17 protein-coding genes, 1 pseudogene and 1 riboswitch are annotated in these 17,462 nt (G+C 69.3%); of the genes and pseudogenes, 5 read left to right on the forward strand and 13 right to left on the reverse strand.

The genetic code is table 11. The features are described from left to right. Positions 1 to 239 precede the first annotated feature (239 nt). From ACFYVR_RS14635 to ACFYVR_RS14670, 8 genes are all read right to left on the reverse strand, one after another. Positions 240 to 1,394 carry a class I SAM-dependent methyltransferase gene (locus ACFYVR_RS14635; RefSeq protein WP_387474234.1) on the reverse strand — a complete coding sequence of 385 codons (1,155 nt, stop codon included), beginning with the start codon at positions 1,392 to 1,394 and terminating at the stop codon, positions 240 to 242. 7 nt (positions 1,395 to 1,401) lie between these two features. Next, complete coding sequence (locus ACFYVR_RS14640) at positions 1,402 to 2,388, reverse strand: class I SAM-dependent methyltransferase (protein WP_387474236.1); 987 nt, start codon at positions 2,386 to 2,388, stop codon at positions 1,402 to 1,404. Between the two features lie 97 nt (positions 2,389 to 2,485). After that, positions 2,486 to 3,265: an enoyl-CoA hydratase/isomerase family protein gene (locus tag ACFYVR_RS14645; protein ID WP_387474238.1), complete on the reverse strand. Its 780-nt coding sequence runs from the start codon at positions 3,263 to 3,265 to the stop codon at positions 2,486 to 2,488. Positions 3,266 to 3,274: 9 nt separating this feature from the next. Then, positions 3,275 to 4,081, reverse strand: coding sequence for an NUDIX hydrolase (locus tag ACFYVR_RS14650; RefSeq protein ID WP_387474240.1), 807 nt, complete (start codon positions 4,079 to 4,081; stop codon positions 3,275 to 3,277). A 49-nt stretch (positions 4,082 to 4,130) separates the two neighbouring features. Next, positions 4,131 to 4,961 (reverse strand): ABC transporter ATP-binding protein, encoded by an 831-nt coding sequence (locus ACFYVR_RS14655; protein WP_387474570.1) that lies wholly within the window; start codon positions 4,959 to 4,961, stop codon positions 4,131 to 4,133. A gap of 56 nt (positions 4,962 to 5,017) precedes the next feature. Continuing rightward, positions 5,018 to 5,632, reverse strand: a complete 615-nt coding sequence (locus ACFYVR_RS14660) for a hypothetical protein (RefSeq protein WP_387474242.1) — start codon at positions 5,630 to 5,632, stop codon at positions 5,018 to 5,020. Beyond that, the gene (locus tag ACFYVR_RS14665) at positions 5,629 to 6,234 is read right to left on the reverse strand and encodes a TenA family protein (RefSeq protein ID WP_387474244.1); all 606 of its coding nucleotides are present in this window, start codon (positions 6,232 to 6,234) and stop codon (positions 5,629 to 5,631) included. The genes ACFYVR_RS14660 and ACFYVR_RS14665 overlap by 4 nt, the downstream gene beginning before the upstream one ends. After that, positions 6,231 to 7,580 carry a purine-cytosine permease family protein gene (locus ACFYVR_RS14670; RefSeq protein WP_387474246.1) on the reverse strand — a complete coding sequence of 450 codons (1,350 nt, stop codon included), beginning with the start codon at positions 7,578 to 7,580 and terminating at the stop codon, positions 6,231 to 6,233. Before ACFYVR_RS14670 ends, ACFYVR_RS14665 begins: the two co-directional genes overlap by 4 nt. After that, positions 7,572 to 7,682, reverse strand: a riboswitch (TPP riboswitch). It overlaps the preceding gene by 9 nt. 199 nt (positions 7,683 to 7,881) lie before the next feature. Between ACFYVR_RS14670 and ACFYVR_RS14675 the strand changes: the two are divergent. From ACFYVR_RS14675 to ACFYVR_RS14685, 3 genes and pseudogenes are all read left to right on the forward strand, one after another. After that, positions 7,882 to 8,675 (forward strand): annotated as a pseudogene (locus ACFYVR_RS14675) (ABC transporter permease). Positions 8,676 to 8,688: 13 nt separating this feature from the next. Continuing rightward, positions 8,689 to 9,429, forward strand: coding sequence for an ABC transporter ATP-binding protein (locus ACFYVR_RS14680; protein WP_387474248.1), 741 nt, complete (start codon positions 8,689 to 8,691; stop codon positions 9,427 to 9,429). Between the two features lie 28 nt (positions 9,430 to 9,457). Beyond that, on the forward strand, positions 9,458 to 10,474 hold the full coding sequence (locus tag ACFYVR_RS14685) for an ABC transporter substrate-binding protein (RefSeq protein ID WP_387474250.1): 1,017 nt from the start codon (positions 9,458 to 9,460) through the stop codon (positions 10,472 to 10,474). A gap of 21 nt (positions 10,475 to 10,495) precedes the next feature. Here ACFYVR_RS14685 and ACFYVR_RS14690 read toward each other — a convergent pair whose 3' ends face one another. The 4 genes from ACFYVR_RS14690 to ACFYVR_RS14705 form a co-directional block, all read right to left on the reverse strand. After that, positions 10,496 to 11,263: a peptidyl-tRNA hydrolase gene (locus tag ACFYVR_RS14690; RefSeq protein ID WP_387474252.1), complete on the reverse strand. Its 768-nt coding sequence runs from the start codon at positions 11,261 to 11,263 to the stop codon at positions 10,496 to 10,498. Further along, entirely contained in the window at positions 11,260 to 12,498 is a 1,239-nt protein-coding gene (serB, locus tag ACFYVR_RS14695) for a phosphoserine phosphatase SerB (RefSeq protein ID WP_387474254.1), read from the reverse strand. Before serB ends, ACFYVR_RS14690 begins: the two co-directional genes overlap by 4 nt. A 137-nt stretch (positions 12,499 to 12,635) precedes the next feature. Then, a complete protein-coding gene (gene ctaD, locus ACFYVR_RS14700; protein ID WP_387474256.1) occupies positions 12,636 to 14,366 on the reverse strand; it encodes a cytochrome c oxidase subunit I in 1,731 nt (576 codons plus the stop codon). A gap of 168 nt (positions 14,367 to 14,534) precedes the next feature. Then, on the reverse strand, positions 14,535 to 15,350 hold the full coding sequence (locus ACFYVR_RS14705; RefSeq protein WP_387474258.1) for a DUF427 domain-containing protein: 816 nt from the start codon (positions 15,348 to 15,350) through the stop codon (positions 14,535 to 14,537). Positions 15,351 to 15,452: 102 nt separating this feature from the next. On the opposite strand from ACFYVR_RS14705, the gene ACFYVR_RS14710 reads away from it, so the two are divergent. Next, positions 15,453 to 16,529 (forward strand): ABC transporter substrate-binding protein, encoded by a 1,077-nt coding sequence (locus ACFYVR_RS14710; RefSeq protein ID WP_387474260.1) that lies wholly within the window; start codon positions 15,453 to 15,455, stop codon positions 16,527 to 16,529. 30 nt (positions 16,530 to 16,559) lie between these two features. Next, positions 16,560 to 17,033 carry an NUDIX domain-containing protein gene (locus ACFYVR_RS14715; protein ID WP_387474261.1) on the forward strand — a complete coding sequence of 158 codons (474 nt, stop codon included), beginning with the start codon at positions 16,560 to 16,562 and terminating at the stop codon, positions 17,031 to 17,033. A gap of 12 nt (positions 17,034 to 17,045) precedes the next feature. Here ACFYVR_RS14715 and ACFYVR_RS14720 read toward each other — a convergent pair whose 3' ends face one another. Then, on the reverse strand, positions 17,046 to 17,432 hold the full coding sequence (locus ACFYVR_RS14720; RefSeq protein ID WP_387474263.1) for a VOC family protein: 387 nt from the start codon (positions 17,430 to 17,432) through the stop codon (positions 17,046 to 17,048). Between the last annotated feature and the right edge of the window lie 30 nt (positions 17,433 to 17,462).

The following is a 17,462-nucleotide window of genomic DNA, read 5'->3' on the forward strand; positions in this document are numbered from 1 at the left end:
TCGACGGCTTGAGCCCGGTCACATACCGGGCCCAAGCCCTCGCCGCCTAGGCTTCCGATTACCCAGTCCAACTTCCGGGGACCAGTTCACGTGCGCCTGAACCGCACGAAGGTGCCCTTCACCCGTCAGCGCGCGACCTCCCGCCCGCGGCCGAAGGCCACCTTCATCTCGTTGGACCGCACGAAGGCCACCTTCAGCCGGGTGGGAGGGGAGGTTTGCGCGCGGGTGCCGCACCAGGGTCATGCGCGGGCGCCGGACTCGCAGACGAAAGCCGTGGGCGTGCGGCCGATCCGGGTGAGCACGACGCTCAACGACCTGGTGCCGCGCAGTTTGAGCCGCGGCCGCAGCACCGCCGGATCGACGTCGACGCCGCGGACCAGGATCTCCGCGACACCGCAGTCCAGCCGCGCCAGCTCCTGACGCAGAGTCTTCTCGGAGTACTTGAGCTGCACCAGGATCCGGAATCCACGCACGCCTTCGGGCACCGTGTCCCCGGTCAGGTACGCGATCCGCGGGTCGAGCTGCCACAGTCCGTGACGGGCTGCGTAGTGCCGTACCAGCCCGGCCCGCACGACCGCGCCGTCCGGGTCGACGATCCACTCCCCCGGTTCCCGCTCGGGGATGTCGTCCGGTTCGGCGTCGGTGATCTCCCAGCCGCTGCCGTCGGCCGCGAGGACCGTCGCCCGGCGCCGCACCCCGACGCCGGCGAGGCCGGGTGACCACAGGCACGCCTCCCGCACGCCGCCCGAGAGCGACACGATCTCGACCTCGCCGTCCCAGCCCAACTCGTCGTAGTCCAGTCCCGGAGCACATTTCACGGCGAGGTCGCGACCGGCGTAGGCGTCCAGCAGATCCGGCAGCGGCGGCGTCAACGCGGACGGGTCGTGCCTGCGTTTGCCGCCGGACCGCCGGGCCGGGTCGGCGAGCACGACGGTGCCGCGACTACACGGCCGCAGCGCGTCGGCCCGGATCACGGTGGCGCCGGGCACGTTTCGTTTCGCCATCGCCAGCCGGACAGGATCCAGGTCGCTGCCGAGCACCACGCCCGCAACCCCGACCAGCGCCGACAGTTCCGCACCGATCGAGCAGGTGACGTCGTGGACGTTGCGGCCGGCCAGCCGCACGGCGCGGCGCGCCGCCACGATCGACGGGGTGGCCTGCTGCAGCGCGTCGTCGGTGAGCAGCCAGTCCCGGCCGTCGAGTTTGCCCTCCGCCCGGCGGCGCAGCAGCACCGTTTCGACGAGGGCGCCGGAGCGGTCACCGAAACGCGCACGCACCCGGCCGATGTCGGCCAGATGCGTGCGCGCGGACAGCTCGAGACGCCCCACTTCGGCGAGGTCGTCGACGGCCGTCGTCAGGTACCGGACGTCGTCCGTGGTGAAGTCGTATCCCACCGGAGGGTCAGGACTCCTTGTCGCCCGGCTTCACACCGGTGATCATCGCGTTGTAGAAGAACCCCTTCGGAACGAACCGCTTCATCACGTTCTCGTCGAGCCAGCTCAGGGCCTTCCAGCCGCCGAACGCGAACTTGGCCCAGTTCCAACCCAGTTTGCCCTCCGGCACCGCGGCCTCGAAGGTGCGCACCGGCCAGCCGAGCATCGCCGCGGTGAACTCCTCGCTCGCGGCGTGCACGTGCACCGCGCCGGCCGAGCGGGCCATTCTCTCGAGATCGGCGGGATCGAAGGTGTGGATGTCGACGACCGCCTCGAGCGCGGCGGCCCGGGACGACTCGTCGAGTTCGGCCTGCGGGCGACGCCATCCCTGCAGCGGGCCCAGCTTGGTGACATTGGTGGTCACGTACCAGGTGGCCCGGCTGAGCCAGCGCGCGTAGAAGTCGCCGACTGTGGTCGGCTCACCGGCGAAGACGAATCGTCCGCCGGGCTTGAGCACGCGGATCACCTCGCGCAGCGACTGCTCGACGTCCGGGATGTGGTGCAGCACGGCGTGACCGACCACGAGGTCGAACGTGTTGTCGTCGTACGGGATCCGCTCGGCGTCGGCGACACGACCGTCGACGGGAAGCCCGAGGCCCTCGGCGTTGCGCAGCGCGACCTTGACCATGCCGGGCGAGAGGTCCGTCACCGATCCGGTGCCGGCGACGCCACCCTGCATCAGGTTCAGGAGGAAGAACCCGGTGCCGCAACCGAGTTCGAGGGCACGCTCGTAGGGAAGCGGCTGGTCCCCGGCGACCGCGTCGAAGCGTCCGCGTGCGTACTCGATGCAGCGCTCGTCGTAGGAGATGGACCACTTGTCGTCGTAGGTCTCCGCCTCCCAGTCGTGGTAGAGCACCTGAGCGAGCTTGGTGTCCTTGAGCGCGGCCTCGACCTCTTCGGCGGTGGCGTGCGGGTTCGGCGCGGGATCGACACCGTCATTCGGGCTTGCAGTCATGGGGGGAGCCTACCCGGTGGTCAGGAATGAACAAGTTCTAGTTTTGGACGAAAGTGTCCCGGGAGGAGTGCCCGCGCACCCACCCGGGACACCGCTGTCACCTGCCGACGAACTTCGCCTTGCCGGGGCCGTTCTCGATGAACGACGCCATGCCGATCGCGCGGTCCTCGGTGGCGAACAACGCCGCGAACTGCGCCGCCTCGATCTTCAGCCCGGTGTTCAGGTCGGTGTCGAGACCCTGATCGATCGACGCCTTCGCCGCCGCGAGGGCCCGCGACGCACCCCCCACGAACTTCGACGCCCACGCCCGAGCTGCGTTGTACACCTCGTCCGGCGCGACCATCTCGTCGACCAGACCGATCGCGAGTGCCTCCTCGGCGCCGACGAACCGGCCGGTGAAGACCATGTCCTTCGCCTTCGCCGGACCGATCAGCCGGGCGAGTCGCTGGGTGCCGCCACCACCGGGGATGACACCGAGCAGCACCTCGGGAACACCGAGCTTCGCGTTGTCGCCCGCGATGCGACGGTCCGCACCGAGCGCGATCTCGAGGCCGCCACCGAGCGCGTAGCCGCTGATCGCGGCGACGGTCGGCTTCGGGATCTCCGCGATCGAACCGAGCGCCGACTGCAGTTCACCGGCGACCGGCGCCATCTCGGCGAACGTCATGTCCGCCATTTCCTTGATGTCCGCACCGGCCGCGAAGACCTTCTCGCCGCCGTAGACGATGACCGCGTCGACCTCGTCGTCGACCGTGGCCTCCCGGGCCGCGGCGCGCAACTCCTCCTGCAACTGACGGTTCAGCGCGTTCATCGGAGGACGACTCAGGCGAATGGTGCCGATGCCGTCGGAAACGTCGAAGGTTACGAACTCAGCCATACCCGCAGGCTACCGGTTACTCCAGGGATGGATCCCGGCACCGTAGTAGGGGTCCTGCCCCGGGAACCGCACCCGCCGCTGTCCGTCCTCCTGGTACAACGTCGGCAGAATGACCGGAATCTCCGGCTCGGCCGCGAGGACCTCGGCGACCGAACCGAACTCCGCGATCGACCGCAGCTGGGTCCACGTCGGCGGCAGCAGCAGCGTCCGTCCCTCCCGCCAGTCGGCGATCGCCTCCTCCGGCGTCTGCCACCCGGCGGAAGCCGCCTCCGAGGTCGCGCCGTCGGCGGTCTGCCCCGCCGGGGCAGCGGCGACGAAGAAACGGGTGTCGTACCGGCGGTGCTCGCCGGTCGGGGTCACCCAGTTGGCCCACGGCCGCAGCAGATCCGCGCGCAGGACCAGTCCCTCCCGGGCGAGGAAGTCGCTGAACGAGTACTCGCGGGCCTCGAGTTGCTTGCGGGCCGTGGCGTAACTGGACGTGTCGGAGACGACGGTGTCGGCGGTCGGACCGGCGAGCAGCACGCCGCACTCCTCGAACGTCTCGCGCACCGCTGCACACACCAGCGCCTTCGCGCGGGCCTCGTCGACACCGAACCGCCCCGCCCACCACGACACCGGCGCGCCGGCCCAGGCGATGTCGGCGCTCGCGTCCTGAGGGTCCACCCCGCCGCCGGGAAAGACGGTCATGCCGGCGGCGAATGCCATCCCACCGACCCGGTGCAGCAGGAACACCTCCGGCCCGGGCACGCCGTCTCGGACGAGGATGACGGTGGACGCGTCCTTGACCGCGAAGTCGGGGTGCAGTTCGTGTGCCATGTGACGCAACATACGCCGTGGGCCGCCGACGGCCCGTGCCCCCCTCCGCTCAGCGGCGGTGCTGACCGGGAAGCCGGGTGCGGCGGGCGAAGAAACGACCGTCGACGTGATCGAGCGAAATGGCCTGACTGAATGCCGTCGTCAGGTTCTCGGCCGTGATCACGTCGTCGATCAGACCCTGCGAGACCACCTCACCCTCCCTGAGCAGGAGCGCGTGGGTGAAGCCCGGCGGAATCTCCTCGACGTGGTGCGTGATCAGCACGGTCGCGGGAGCATCCGGATCCGCCGCCAGGTCGGCGAGCCGGGCGACGAGCTCCTCGCGGCCACCGAGGTCGAGTCCGGCGGCCGGCTCGTCGAGCAGCAGCAACTCGGGATCCGTCATCAATGCGCGCGCGATGAGGACCCGCTTGCGCTCGCCCTCGGACAGGGTGCCGTAGGTGCGGTCGGCGAGATGCTCGGCGCCGATGCTCTCGAGGATCTCCACCGCGCGCGTGGTGTCCATGTCCTCGTAACGTTCCCGCCAGCGACCGAGGACGGCGTAACCGGCGGACACGACCAGGTCCTTGACGAGTTCGTCGGCGGGCACGCGGTGCGCGAGCGCCGACGACGACAACCCGATCCGCGGTTTGAGTTCGTTGACGTCGACGCGGCCGAGCGTCTCGCCGAGCAGGTTCGCGTTGCCCGACGTCGGGTACACCTCGCCGGCGGCGATGCGCAGCAACGAGGTCTTGCCGGCGCCGTTGGGGCCGAGCACGACCCACTTCTCGTCGAGCTCCACCTTCCAGGTCACCGGACCCACCAGGGTCACTCCACCGCGGCGGATCAGAACGTCGTCGAAGTCGATGAGCAGATCGGGATCAGGTTCGGACACGGCAGCCATCATTCCGCACGAGCGTTGCGTCCGTGCAACGGGATCCGGCCGCGTGTCGGACGCGATCACACCAGCGCGTCCCAGAACCGCTGCTCGAAGACGACGACGCGGCCGAACGCGAGCCGCTGCGCGGCGGAGGGCTCCCCGTCGCCGAGCAGTGCACCCAGATCATCGACGTAGGTCGCGAACGGCGGCGCGCTCCAGTTGTCGATGAACTCGCGGTAGCGCGATCCCGCCTCCCGCGCGCGGGTGCGGACGGTGGTCCACGCGTCCAGGTACGCCTTCTCGACGCCGTAGAGCACGGCGGACGCAACCTCGTAGCCGTCGTGCAGGCTCGCCATCATGAACGACGTGTACGCCAGGCAGCCCGCGCTCGGAGTGTGACCGTCCCTGTCGAGCCCGCGGCGTTCGAGTTCCGCCCGGAACAGCCCGAGTTCCGGTGTCAGCGCGGTGATACCACCGGCGAGCACGTCCCGCGACGGCTCGTCGGGGGCGAGGGTCAGCACGCCGGCGAGGAACCGCCGGAACTCGACGACGAACACGTGGTCCTCGAGCAGCCACCGGTCGAATGCCGCCTCCGGCAGGATGCCGTCCGCGGTGGCGAGCACGAACGGGTGCTCGGTCATCGCCCGCCACCGGTCCGCCTCCCCCGCGAGCAACGACTCCGCCGCCGCGCTCACCGCGCGTCCCAGAACGCGAGCTCGTGTCGCATCGCCGTCATGAACGCCTCCTCCGCGACCGCCTCGTCGGGGGCCGCCTCGTCCAGCATCTCGGCGCACCGCTGCGCCAACGCCGCGAACCCCGGGTCCGCGTAGGTGTCGACCCACCGTCGGAAGCGCGGGTCGGCGGGCGGGTTCGCGGCGAGCGCGACCCCCAGTTCCGAGTACCCCCACATGCACGGCAGCAGCGCCGCCAGTCCGCGGCCGTAGTCGGCGGCGGCATCGATCAGGAACTCCGTGTACGCGACGCACTGCGGACTCTTCACCGCGGCGTCGAAGTCGGCGCCGAACGGCTCGGACAGCTCACGGTGCAGGCTCAGCTCCTCGTGCAGTGTCGAGTGCGCCAGGTCCACCAGGTAGCCGAGGTGTCCGTCCGGCGCCTGCCACGCGAGCCGCACGAACACCCGGGTGTAGTCGAGCAGGTACAGGTAGTCCTGTTCGAGCCAGCCGCGGAACGCCGCGGGATCCAGGTCGCCGCAGGCGATGCCCGTCACCGTCGGGTGCGCCAGCTGCTCGATCAGCAGGGGCCGGCCCTTCTCCTGCAGACGCGCCGAAAGACTCACGCCCGCACCGTCTTACGCGACCCCACCAGTCCGATCAGCAGGGTCAGCACTCCCGCGACGAGCAGCGCGGCCACCGACGCCGACCAGCCCGTCGACGGAATCCCCAGCGACGACTGGAGATTCGTCCACCACTGCGTCCAGCCGGAACCGAAGCCGGTGAAGTACGTCGGCGTCACCAACTGGTAGACGACGAACCCGAACACCCACGGCACCAACATCACCCAGCGCGTCGGTGCGTGCGCGGACACGTCCCACGTGCCCCGGCGAATCAGGTAGAACGCCGCGAGGAAGGTCCCCGTCAACGGCACGAACACGGCGCCGATCAGGAACAGGAACGGCTCGTAGCTGTACGCGTCGACCGTCAGCGCCAGCAGCGTCGCGACGACACCGACACCGATCACGAGGTACCGCCGGTCCAGCGACGGCCGCAGGTTCTGCGCACTGATCGCGGTCGAGTAGATGTTGGCGAACGCCTCGTCGACCTCGTCGACGAGCAGGATCAGCAGGGCCACACCGGCCAGGGGCAGCACCAGCAGGCTGCCGATGATGTCGAAGCCGGGCTCGAGCCCGAACGCGACGAACGCGAGGACACCGAGGGTGAAGAAGGCGATCGTCGCGCCGCCGTACCCCACGGTGGCGCCGAAGAACGCGGCCCGTGGCGACCGGGAGTGCCGGGCGTAGTCGGCCGCCAGCGGCACCCAGGAGATCGGCATCGCGATCACCAGGTCGACGCTGGTCCAGAAGCCGGCGAAGGTGCCGTCGGTGAGCGACGGCAGATCCTTCATCAGGACGTTCACCAGCAGGTACGCGGTCGACGCCAGCGCCGCCCACACCGCGTAGCGGGCGAGGATCTTCACCACCCGCAGCGGGTACAGTGCCATCACCGTCGCGAGCACACCGGCGACGAGGACGAACGGCCACCGCTGCCAGTCCGTCAGCCGCGCCGCGGCTTCCGCGATCACGAACACCTCGAACGTCGCCCACCCGACGCACTGCACGAGGTTGATCACCGTCGGCAACGCCGACAGCCGTGCGCCGAGCAACCCGCGCATCATCACCATGGCGGGGGCGCCGACCGAGGCACCCGCGGCCGCGCACAATCCGAGCAGGGTGGATCCGACCAGGGCGCCGACCACGACGGCCAGCAACGTCGCCAGCAGCGACTGCCCCGGCAGGACCGCGAAGGTCGCGGCGACCGGGAGCAGGAGTGAGATCCCGAGATTGCCCCAGAGTCCGACCTGCGCACCGAAACCGAGGGTGCGGGCGGGGACGGTGTCGAGGGTGAGGGACGGCTCGGCGGCTTCGGCCGGTGCGGGCCCCGATGGATGTGACGGTGCGACGGACATCGCGCTGCTCCCTACGCCGGAATGACCCGGATCAGGTGAGACGGTCGGAGCAGCCGTGCTCCCTCTCAGCCCGACGACGCTCGGGCTCCCGCGCTGGATGGACGAGGCCCACCTTAGGACGCGGGGTCGTCTCGATCCAAGCCGACCCCGGCAATCGAAATAATCACCGTGATCGCAAACCTTCCGCGACCGGCCCTCCCTGGGCAGGATGGCGCCCTGTTCCACCGCCCGGTGGGCTGCCGGAAACGAAGGGTTGAATGTCCGTGACGACTACCGCCGAAGCGGATGCCCCGCCACCTCTGTGAACACACGGGGCAAACCCGGCAACGCCGTCGCGTTCTACCGACGTCGCGGAGTGCTCCGATCGCTCGCCCCACTCACACTGCTCATCCTGTGGCAGATCGGCAGCCAGAGCGGCGTGCTGTCGGAGCGGATCCTGCCCGCGCCGTCGGTGATCCTCGAAGCCGGCCTGGAGGTCCTCGAGTCGGGGGCGCTCGCCGACGCCCTCGTCGTCTCCGGTCAGCGCGTCCTACTCGGATTCCTGCTCGGCGCCGCCCTCGGCATCGGATTCGGTGTCGTCGCAGGCATCGGCCGAATCGGCGAATACGTCGTCGACCCACCACTGCAGATGCTGCGCACCGTACCCCTGTTCGGCCTGATCCCCCTGTTCATCATCTGGTTCGGTATCGGCGAAGAGCCGAAGGTCTACCTCATCGCGCTCGGCGTCGCATTCCCGCTGTACCTCAACACGTTCTCCGGCATCAGGCAGCTCGATCCGAAACTGCTCGAACTGGGCCGAGTACTGCGCCTGAGCCGCACCGAACGGCTCCGCCGCCTCGTCGTCCCCGGTGCGCTCCCCCTGATCCTCGTCGGCCTCCGACAGAGCCTGGGCATCGCCTGGCTGTCCCTGATCGTCGCCGAACAGATCAACGCCAGCGAGGGCCTCGGCTACATCTGAACAACGCCCGCGAGTTCCTCCGCACCGACATCGTCATCTTCGGCCTGCTGGTGTACGGACTGCTCGGACTGATCACCGACGCGCTCGTCCGCTGGCTCGAAGTGTGGGCGCTGCGATGGCGTCCCGGCGTCCTGTGAAGGAGTACGACAGATGAGCCACACCCTCGACGAGTCCACCATCGCGACGGCACCCGCGGCCCGAGTGACCGGACTGCGCAAAAGCTTCCACGGCCGAGTCGTCCTCGACGGGATCGACCTGGAAATCCCCCGCGGCCAGATCTTCGCGCTCCTCGGCCGCAGCGGCTCGGGCAAGTCGACACTGCTGCGCGCCCTCGCTGGACTGTCCGACGACCACGAGGGCCACATCACCACCGACGGGCACCCGACGGTCGTGTTCCAAGAACCGCGCCTGGTGCCCTGGCTCGACGTCGCAACCAACGTCGAACTCGGCCTGCCCGACCGCAGACGCCGATCGGGCAGACGCGCCGACGTCGAACGAGTCCTCGACGAGGTCGCGCTCGGCCACCGCCGCGACGCCTGGCCGCTGACGCTCTCCGGCGGCGAAGCGCAGCGAGCGGCACTCGCCCGCGCACTCGTCGCCGAACCGACACTGCTGCTCCTCGACGAACCGTTCGGCGCGCTCGACGCCCTGACCCGGCTGTCAGTCCACGACCTGCTGCTCCGACTGTTCACCGAGCACGGTTTCGGAGTTCTGCTCGTCACCCACGACGTCGCCGAGGCGGTTGCGCTTGCAGACCGCGCATTGGTCCTCGAAGACGGACGCATCGCCCACGAGGTCCCCATCGACCTCCCCCGACCACGCCGCCGCGTCAGCGTCGAGGCCACCGAGTACACCTCGAGACTCCTCGCACTGCTCGGCGTCACCGACTGAGACACGATCACTGGAAAAGAAAGCCCCCATGACACTTCGCATTCTCGGCCGCTCCGGTCGGCGTCGGCTCGCCGCACTTGCGGTGGCCGCGGCCACCGCTCTCGCCCTCACGGCATGCGGCGGATCGGACGGCGACTCCGACAGCGCCGCAGCCCCCACCGGACCGGTCGACCTGTCGGCCGTCACACTCAAGGTCGGTGACCAGAAGGCCACCTCCATCGAGGTGCTGCTGCAGGCCTCCGGTCAGCTCGAGAACCTGCCCTACAAGCTGGAATTCTCCACCTTCACCGCCGGACTCCCCCTCATCGAGGCCGCCAGCGCGGGAGGCATCGACCTCGCACAGACCGGCAACACCCCGGTCATCTTCGGTGCCGCGTCCAAGGCCGACATCAAAATCGTCGGCGCACTCGAGGCCACCGGCAAGGGGGACGCGATCCTCGTCGGCAAGGACTCCACCATCGGATCCGTGGCCGACCTGAAGGGCAAGAAGGTCGCCACCTTCAAGGGCAGCTCCGCCCACGCCAATCTGCTCATGCAGCTGCAGAAGGCCGGCCTCGACCGCACCGACATCGAGACCGTGTTCGTCTCCCCGGCCGACGGATACACCTCCCTGACGAAGGGCGACGTCGATGCCTGGGCCACCTGGGATCCCTACACCGCGATCGCGGAGAAGGAATCCGGAGCCCGTGTGATCGCCACCGCCGACGAGGCCGCCAACGGCTACAACTTCTGGGCCGCATCCGATCAGGCACTCGCCGACCCCTCCCGGACAGCCGCGATCGAGGACTTCCTCACGCGCTACGCAGCGGCCACCGCCTGGTCCGAGCAGAACCTCGACGAATGGTCCGCCAAGTACGCCGAACTGACCTCGATCAGCCCGGACGCCTCACGTACCACGTGGACCCGCTCGATCAAGCAGCCGATCACCCTCAGCGACGACGTCATCGCATCCGAGCAGGAGATCGCCGACGCCTTCACCGAGGCCGGGGAACTGCCCGGCAAGGTCGATTTCGCCGCGGCGGTCGACAAGCGCTTCGACAGCTGACGTCCCGCGTGCCCGCCGCGATCAGGTCGCGGCGGGCACGTTCGGCGTTGCGATCACCGTCATCGAGCCCGGCGCGACCTCGGTGAACCCGGCGTCGCGGACGGCGACCGCACGGCCGGCGTCCACCAGCCCGACCAGACGCGCCCACGTCGGCGCGTCCGCGTCACGCACCGAGCAGCGGTAGCCCGCCGACGCCCAGGCCTGCGCCTGCGCCGCCGACATCGCTCCGGCCAGCAGCATCGCCGCATGCCCGACCTGCGCCGCCGCCTTGCCCACCGTCATGCCGAGTTCGGCGTTCAGCCACAGCACCGGCAATCCCGGTTCCGGTTCACCAGGCTCGTCGTGGTCGAGGTCGGTGCCGCCGATCTGAAGTTTGCGGACGCGCTGATCGAGGGCGCCGACGCGTCCGGGCACGAAGGCGCGCGCCTGCGCACCGTCCACCTCGACCGTCACCCCGTCGACGTCCTGCACGGCCGTCCACTGGGCACCCCTGGCGCGTCGCGCCACCTTGCGGATCCGTGCGCCCGTCCACGCCAGATAGTTGTCCCGCCACGGCCCCGGCTCGCCGTCGGTTCCCTCCCCGACCCGCGGATCGAGGCACAGTGCCACCGTCGCCGCCGCGGCCGCCTCGAGAACCTCGGTCCGGGCCGGAGGCTCCGTCTTCGGGATGTGCAGCACCAGCGGCATCGCCAGCACCAGAGCGGGATCGTCCGGATCGGCGCGGTGGCCGTATCCGGCCGCCAACACCGCGTGCCGGGCCGCGAAGCCCGCATCCGGACCGGTGGTCACAGCGGGACCCGGCGCACCAGTCCGTCGACGGCGTCGGCTGCCTCGACCTCGTCACGGGTCACGCCGAGCACGAACAGCACCGCGTCGAGGAACGGGTGCGACAGCGCGGTGTCCGCGACCTCCCGCAGCGCCGGCTTGGCGTTGAACGCCACCCCGAGGCCCGCGGCGTTGAGCATGTCGATGTCGTTGGCGCCGTCGCCGACCGCGACGGTCTGCTCCATCGGCACCCCGACCTGTGCGGCGAACTTGCGCAACGCGACCGCCTTCGCGGCACGGTCCACCACGTCACCGACCACCCGTCCGGTGAGTTTTCCGTCGACGATCTCGAGTGTGTTCGCCTCGACGAAGTCGAGTTCGAGTTCGTGGGCAAGGCCCTCGATGACCTGACGGAACCCGCCGGACACGACACCGCAGTGGTAGCCGAGACGACGCAGGGTGCGGATGGTGGTGCGGGCGCCCGGGGTCAGGGCCAGTGCCTGGCCGACCTCGTCGATCACCGAGGCGTCGAGCCCGGCGAGGGTCGCGACGCGCTGGTGCAGCGACTCGGTGAAGTCGATCTCACCGCGCATCGCGGACTCGGTGACCTCGCGGACCTTGTCCTCGACCCCGGCGTGGGCGGCGAGCATCTCGATCACCTCGCCCTGCACGAGCGTCGAGTCCACGTCGAACACGATGAGCCGCTTGGCGCGACGGGCCAGACCGGCACGCTCGACGGCGATGTCGACGGACTCGACCATCGCCAGCTCCGAGAGCCCGGTGCGCAGTCGCCCGTTCGCCTCGTCGCTGGTGTCGGACGCAGTGACCATCAGTTCGAGGCCCGTCACCGGGTAGTCGGCGACGCCGCGGATGGAGTCGATGTTCGCGCCCTGCTTCGCCAGTTCCCGGGCGATGTGGCTGAACGAACGCGCCGTCACCGGGCTGCCGAGCACGACGACGGCGTGCGTGGACGGCGCCGGCCGCTCCGCCGCACCGGCACCGATCTCGACGTCGACGGTCATCCCCACGGTGGCCATCGCGTCCTCGAGCGCCTCCTGCAGCGCCTCCGGGTCGGAGGGGCATTCGACGAGGACGCCGAGGGTCAGCCGACCCCGGATGACGACCTGCTCGACGTCGAGCAGGCTGACCTGGTGCCGGGACAACGCGGCCAGCAGCACCGAGGTGACGCCGGGACGGTCGCGCCCCGTCACCGTGACCAGAACCGTGGTCCCCGACTTCACCGAGGCTTCCGAACCCACCGAGAAACTCCTCCCATCCCGCGGCGACTGCCACGGGTTTCGCCGTCCATTGTGCCAAGAGCGGTTTTCGCAAGCGGAAGGCCCCGCCCGGAACTCGGGCGGGGCCTTCCGCTCATCGCATTGTCATCGTGCGACGCCTAGTGCGCGTCCTCGAGCACGGCGTGCTTGTTGCCGTGTCCGGGGCCGACGTGTGCCTCGGCGCGCATCCGCTCGACCATGTGCGGGTAGTGCAGCTCGAACGCGGGCCGCTCCGACCGGATCCGGGGCAGCTCGGTGAAGTTGTGCCGCGGCGGCGGGCAGCTGGTCGCCCACTCCAGGGAGTTGCCGTAGCCCCACGGGTCGTCGACCGTGACGACCTCGCCGTAGCGGTAGCTCTTGAAGACGTTCCACAGGAACGGCAGCGTCGAGGCACCGAGGATGAACGCGCCGATCGTGGAGATCGTGTTCAGCGTGGTGAACCCGTCGGAGGGCAGGTAGTCGGCGTAGCGCCGCGGCATGCCCTCGTTGCCGAGCCAGTGCTGCACCAGGAACGTGGTGTGGAACCCGATGAACGTGGTCCAGAAGTGCCACTTCGCGAGCCGCTCGTCCATCATCCGGCCGGTCATCTTCGGGAACCAGAAGTAGATGCCGGCGTAGGTGGCGAACACGATGGTGCCGAAGAGCACGTAGTGGAAGTGCGCGACGACGAAGTACGAATCACTGACGTGGAAGTCGAGCGGCGGGCTGGCGAGCAGCACACCGGACAGACCACCGAAGAGGAAGGTCACGATGAAGCCGACCGAGAACAGCATCGGCGACTCGAACGTCAGCTGACCCTTCCACATGGTGCCGATCCAGTTGAAGAACTTCACACCGGTCGGGACCGCGATGAGGAACGTCATGAACGAGAAGAAGGGCAGCAGGATGGCGCCGGTGGCGTACATGTGGTGCGCCCACACCGCGACGGACAGGGCGGCGATGCCCAGGGTGGCGTAGACCAGGCCGCTGTAGCCGAAGATCGGCTTGCGCGAGAAGACCGGGAAGATCTCCGAGACGATGCCGAAGAACGGCAGCGCGATGATGTACACCTCGGGGTGGCCGAAGAACCAGAACAGGTGCTGCCACAGGATGACGCCGCCGTTGGCGGGGTCGAAGATGTGGGCACCGAAGTGACGGTCGACGAACAGGCCGAGCAGCGCGGCGGTCAGCAGCGGGAAGGCGAGCAGGATCAGGACGCTGGTCACCAGGATGTTCCAGGTGAAGATCGGCATCCGGAACATCGTCATACCGGGGGCGCGCAGACAGACCACGGTGGTGATCATGTTGACACCACCGAGGATGGTGCCGAGTCCGCTCACGCCGAGGCCCAGGATCCACATGTCGGCGCCGACACCGGGAGAGTGCAGGGCGTCGGTCAGCGGGCTGTACGCGGTCCACCCGAAGTCAGCGGCGCCACCGGGGGTGATGAAGCCGGCGGTCGCGATGGTGGAACCGAACAGGTACAGCCAGTAGCTGAACGCGTTCAGCCGCGGGAACGCGACGTCGGGTGCACCGATCTGCAGCGGCAGGATGTAGTTCGCGAAACCGAAGACGATCGGGGTCGCGTACATCAGCAGCATGATCGTGCCGTGCATCGTGAACAGCTGGTTGAACTGCTCGTTCGACAGGAACTGCAGACCCGGGACCGCGAGCTCCGAGCGCATCAGCAGTGCCATCAGGCCGCCGATGAGGAAGAACGCGAACGACGTCACCATGTACATGATCCCGAGCACCTTGGGATCGGTCGTGGTGATCATCTTGTAGATGTACGAGCCCTTTGGTCCCAGTCTCGCCGGGAACGGCCGTTTGGCCGTCAGCTCTGGGACTGGCTGGGGCGCTACCGCAGTCACTGATCCTCCTGTTTGTGCCCTTGATCGCTCCGCAGGCTCGCTCAGGACGTCCGGCCCCGGGCTGCGAGGCGAACATCCTCATGGCTTGCGCTCTGACGAATCGTAGACCGTCCCTCCACGATCCGCGGAGTCGGTCCTACCCAGTGTCGTACTTCGCGCCCCGTCAGGTCAGTCGTCGTCCTGTGACCAGGCACGACGCGGACGCGGTTCGGTCACACCGTCGACGGTGAGGTCGAGCCGCTCATGATGGAAGGCGACGAGTCCGGCGACGAGCGGACAGTCCGGAAGCGGGGTCCGGTAGCTCCACGCGATGTCGATTCCGGCGGAGCCGAGGGCCGCCACCGAGTAGTAGGTGGCCTCCCCCTTGTATGGGCACCGGGTGCGCGTACCGCTCTCGATCAGCGGCAGACGAACGTCGTCGCGCGGCAGGTAGTAGCGAGCGGGCAACGTCGTCTCGAACAGCAGAACAGGCCGGCGCGACTCCGCGACCACGAGTCCGTCCAGTCCCAGTCGCACGTGCCGCGACCCCCGGCGAACGTCCACCCGGTGAAACGGATCGCGGGGGTGACCGAACACCGGTTCGTCCTCCTCCATCCAGGAGAACCGATCGAGGTCGAGCAGAAGCACCCCGGACAGGTCCGGGTCGGCCGGCCGGAACGCCGCACCGGCGAGCACCTCGCCGGACGCCACGACGTCGTACGCGGTGCCCTGACAGCTGTGAACGGCGAACGGCGTGCCCGGAAGGATCACGGGAGCCGGCTCCACTGGCGCCGAACGGGTCGGGGACGCCTCGATCTGCACGTGCAGGTCGGACTCGGGTACCGCATAGCCGGGCACGATGCGTCCGGGCTCCCACACCAGCAGCGCGTCCCGGGAATCGGCGACGACCGTCCCGTCGCGCACCGCCCTGATGCGCGGCGCTGCCGGGTGATGCCGCAGGTCCCCGACCGCTTTCCCCAGGACCTGACTCATCGGGACAGCCATCAGCCCATTGTGCGCGCATCCGCTCCTCGGCGACGCATTCGGCGTCGATCCGCAGCGCGGTTAGTCTCGGACCGTCCCACCACGAGAGGAATGCCCCGCACCATGCCCGAGCGCAGACTCGCCCGCCGAACCGCCCCCGCCGCCCTGCTGGCCGTGACCGCGCTCGTCCTGGCCGCCTGCGGCGGGTCGGGCACCGACGACGCGGCGAGCAGCATCGTGCGCAGCACCACGGCCGTCGCGGGGGCGGGCGTGGTGGGCAACGACCGCGACACCGAGAACGTCTGCGGCCCGACGGCTCCCGTGGACCCGGCCGGGGTGACCGGCACCACCCGCACCGTCGCGCACGCGGCAGGCGAGACCGTGGTCCCGGCGGATCCGCAGCGGATCGTGGTGCTCGACACCGACAAGCTCGACACGGTGTGCGCGCTGGGTCTGCAGGACCGGCTGGTCGGCGCGGCGGTCGCCGGAGCGGTCGGGTCGCAGCCCACCTATCTCGGCGCGACCATCGCCGACGTCGAGCCGGTGGGCACCCTGCAGGAGCCCGACCTCGAGAAGATCGCGGCGCTGCAGCCCGATCTGATCCTCGGCTCGAAGTTCCGTACACCCGAGCTGTACGACCAGCTGAGCGCGATCGCGCCGACCACGTTCACCGAGAAGGTCGGTCTGACGTGGAAGGACAACCTGAAGCTCGACGGCACCGCCCTCGGTCGCGGCGCGAGTGCCGTCGCAGCGCTCGACGCGTACGAGACGGCCGCGGTCGACACCGGCGCCTCACTGAACTCCTCGGAGACGCAGGCCTCGGTCGTACGGTTCATGCCCGGCGTCATCCGGGTCTACGGCCCCGACAGCTTCTCCGGTCAGGTCCTCGCGGACGCCGGTGTCCAGCGGCCCACGTTCCAGCGACTCGAGGGCGCCGACGACCGCCGGTTCACCGAACTCAGCGAGGAGGAGATCGCCAAGGCCGAGGGCGACATCATCTACGTCAGCTTCTACGGCGACGAGGCACGCGACGAGGGCGTCGCGATCATGGACGGCGACCTGTGGGAGGGTCTCGGCGCAGTCCAGGACAAGCGGGTTTTCGTCGTCGACGACGAGATCTGGATGACCGGCATCGGCGTGATCGCCGCCCGCGGCATCCTCGACGACCTCACCGCGTCGCTCAACGGCTATGCCAACTGATCGCGCCCGCGCCGTGAGGTCCGGCGTCTGATGCCGGTCCCCGAGTTCGTCACCGCCCTGCGCGCCCACATCGGGCAGGCCCCGCTCTGGCTGTCCGGTGTCAGCGCCGTCGTCGTCGACCCTACGGGCCGAATCCTGTTGACCCGCAGGGCCGACAACGGGCGGTGGGCGATCGTGTCCGGAATCCTCGAGCCGGGCGAGCAGCCGGGGCAGGCGATCGTCCGGGAGATCCGCGAGGAGACCGGAGTCGAGGTCGAGCTGCTTCGCCTCACCAGCGTCGACGTGACCGCGCCGTTGACCCACGCCAACGGCGACCGCGCACAGTATCTCGACCTGTGCTTCCTGGCCCGGTACGTCGGCGGCGACCCGCACCCCGCCGACGACGAGAACCTCGAGGTCCGGTGGTTCGCCCCCGACGCGCTGCCCACGCCGCTCAACGACAGCTCGATCGGGCGGATCGAGAAGGCGCTGCGCGGCGCGGCGGAGGCGTGGTTCGAACGCTGACGGTTCGAGGGCTCAGGACGTCTTCGTCTCCCACAGCCCCATGACGTTGCCTTCGGTGTCCTTGAAGTAGGCGGCGTACCCCATCTCGCCCACCGCGGTCTTCTCCCCCACAGGCTCCCCGCCGAGGGTGGTGATCTTCGCCAGCGCGTCGTCGATGCTCGCGACGTCGATCGTGATCACCGGGCCCTGAGGGAAGGATGGTTCACGTTCGAACATGCCGCCGCCGATGTAGCCCGGTTCGGCGGGCATTCCGGTCTCGGCCGTCGGGCCGGTCGAGACGCCGGTGTAGTTGAACTCCGGCATCTGCTGGTAGTTCCAGCCGAACACCTGCTTGTAGAAGTCGCGGGCCCGGTCCCCGTCGCTGAACGGGACCTCGAAGTGCACCACTCGACCACTCATCGCCGCCTCCTCGTGTGGGTGAACCTGCAG

The organism is Rhodococcus sp. NPDC003318 (assembly GCF_042879035.1).
Classification (GTDB): Bacteria; Actinomycetota; Actinomycetes; order Mycobacteriales; family Mycobacteriaceae; genus Rhodococcus_G.

Coding starts and splice junctions, on each gene's coding strand:
- ACFYVR_RS14640 (WP_387474236.1), bottom strand. CDS start 2,388: ATGACTGCAAGCCCGAATGACGGTGTCGATCCCGCGCCGAACCCGCAC.
- ACFYVR_RS14645 (WP_387474238.1), bottom strand. CDS start 3,265: ATGGCTGAGTTCGTAACCTTCGACGTTTCCGACGGCATCGGCACCATT.
- ACFYVR_RS14650 (WP_387474240.1), bottom strand. CDS start 4,081: ATGGCACACGAACTGCACCCCGACTTCGCGGTCAAGGACGCGTCCACC.
- ACFYVR_RS14655 (WP_387474570.1), bottom strand. CDS start 4,961: ATGGCTGCCGTGTCCGAACCTGATCCCGATCTGCTCATCGACTTCGAC.
- ACFYVR_RS14670 (WP_387474246.1), bottom strand. CDS start 7,580: ATGTCCGTCGCACCGTCACATCCATCGGGGCCCGCACCGGCCGAAGCC.
- ACFYVR_RS14680 (WP_387474248.1), top strand. CDS start 8,689: ATGAGCCACACCCTCGACGAGTCCACCATCGCGACGGCACCCGCGGCC.
- ACFYVR_RS14685 (WP_387474250.1), top strand. CDS start 9,458: ATGACACTTCGCATTCTCGGCCGCTCCGGTCGGCGTCGGCTCGCCGCA.
- ACFYVR_RS14705 (WP_387474258.1), bottom strand. CDS start 15,350: ATGGCTGTCCCGATGAGTCAGGTCCTGGGGAAAGCGGTCGGGGACCTG.
- ACFYVR_RS14710 (WP_387474260.1), top strand. CDS start 15,453: ATGCCCGAGCGCAGACTCGCCCGCCGAACCGCCCCCGCCGCCCTGCTG.
- ACFYVR_RS14715 (WP_387474261.1), top strand. CDS start 16,560: ATGCCGGTCCCCGAGTTCGTCACCGCCCTGCGCGCCCACATCGGGCAG.
- ACFYVR_RS14720 (WP_387474263.1), bottom strand. CDS start 17,432: ATGAGTGGTCGAGTGGTGCACTTCGAGGTCCCGTTCAGCGACGGGGAC.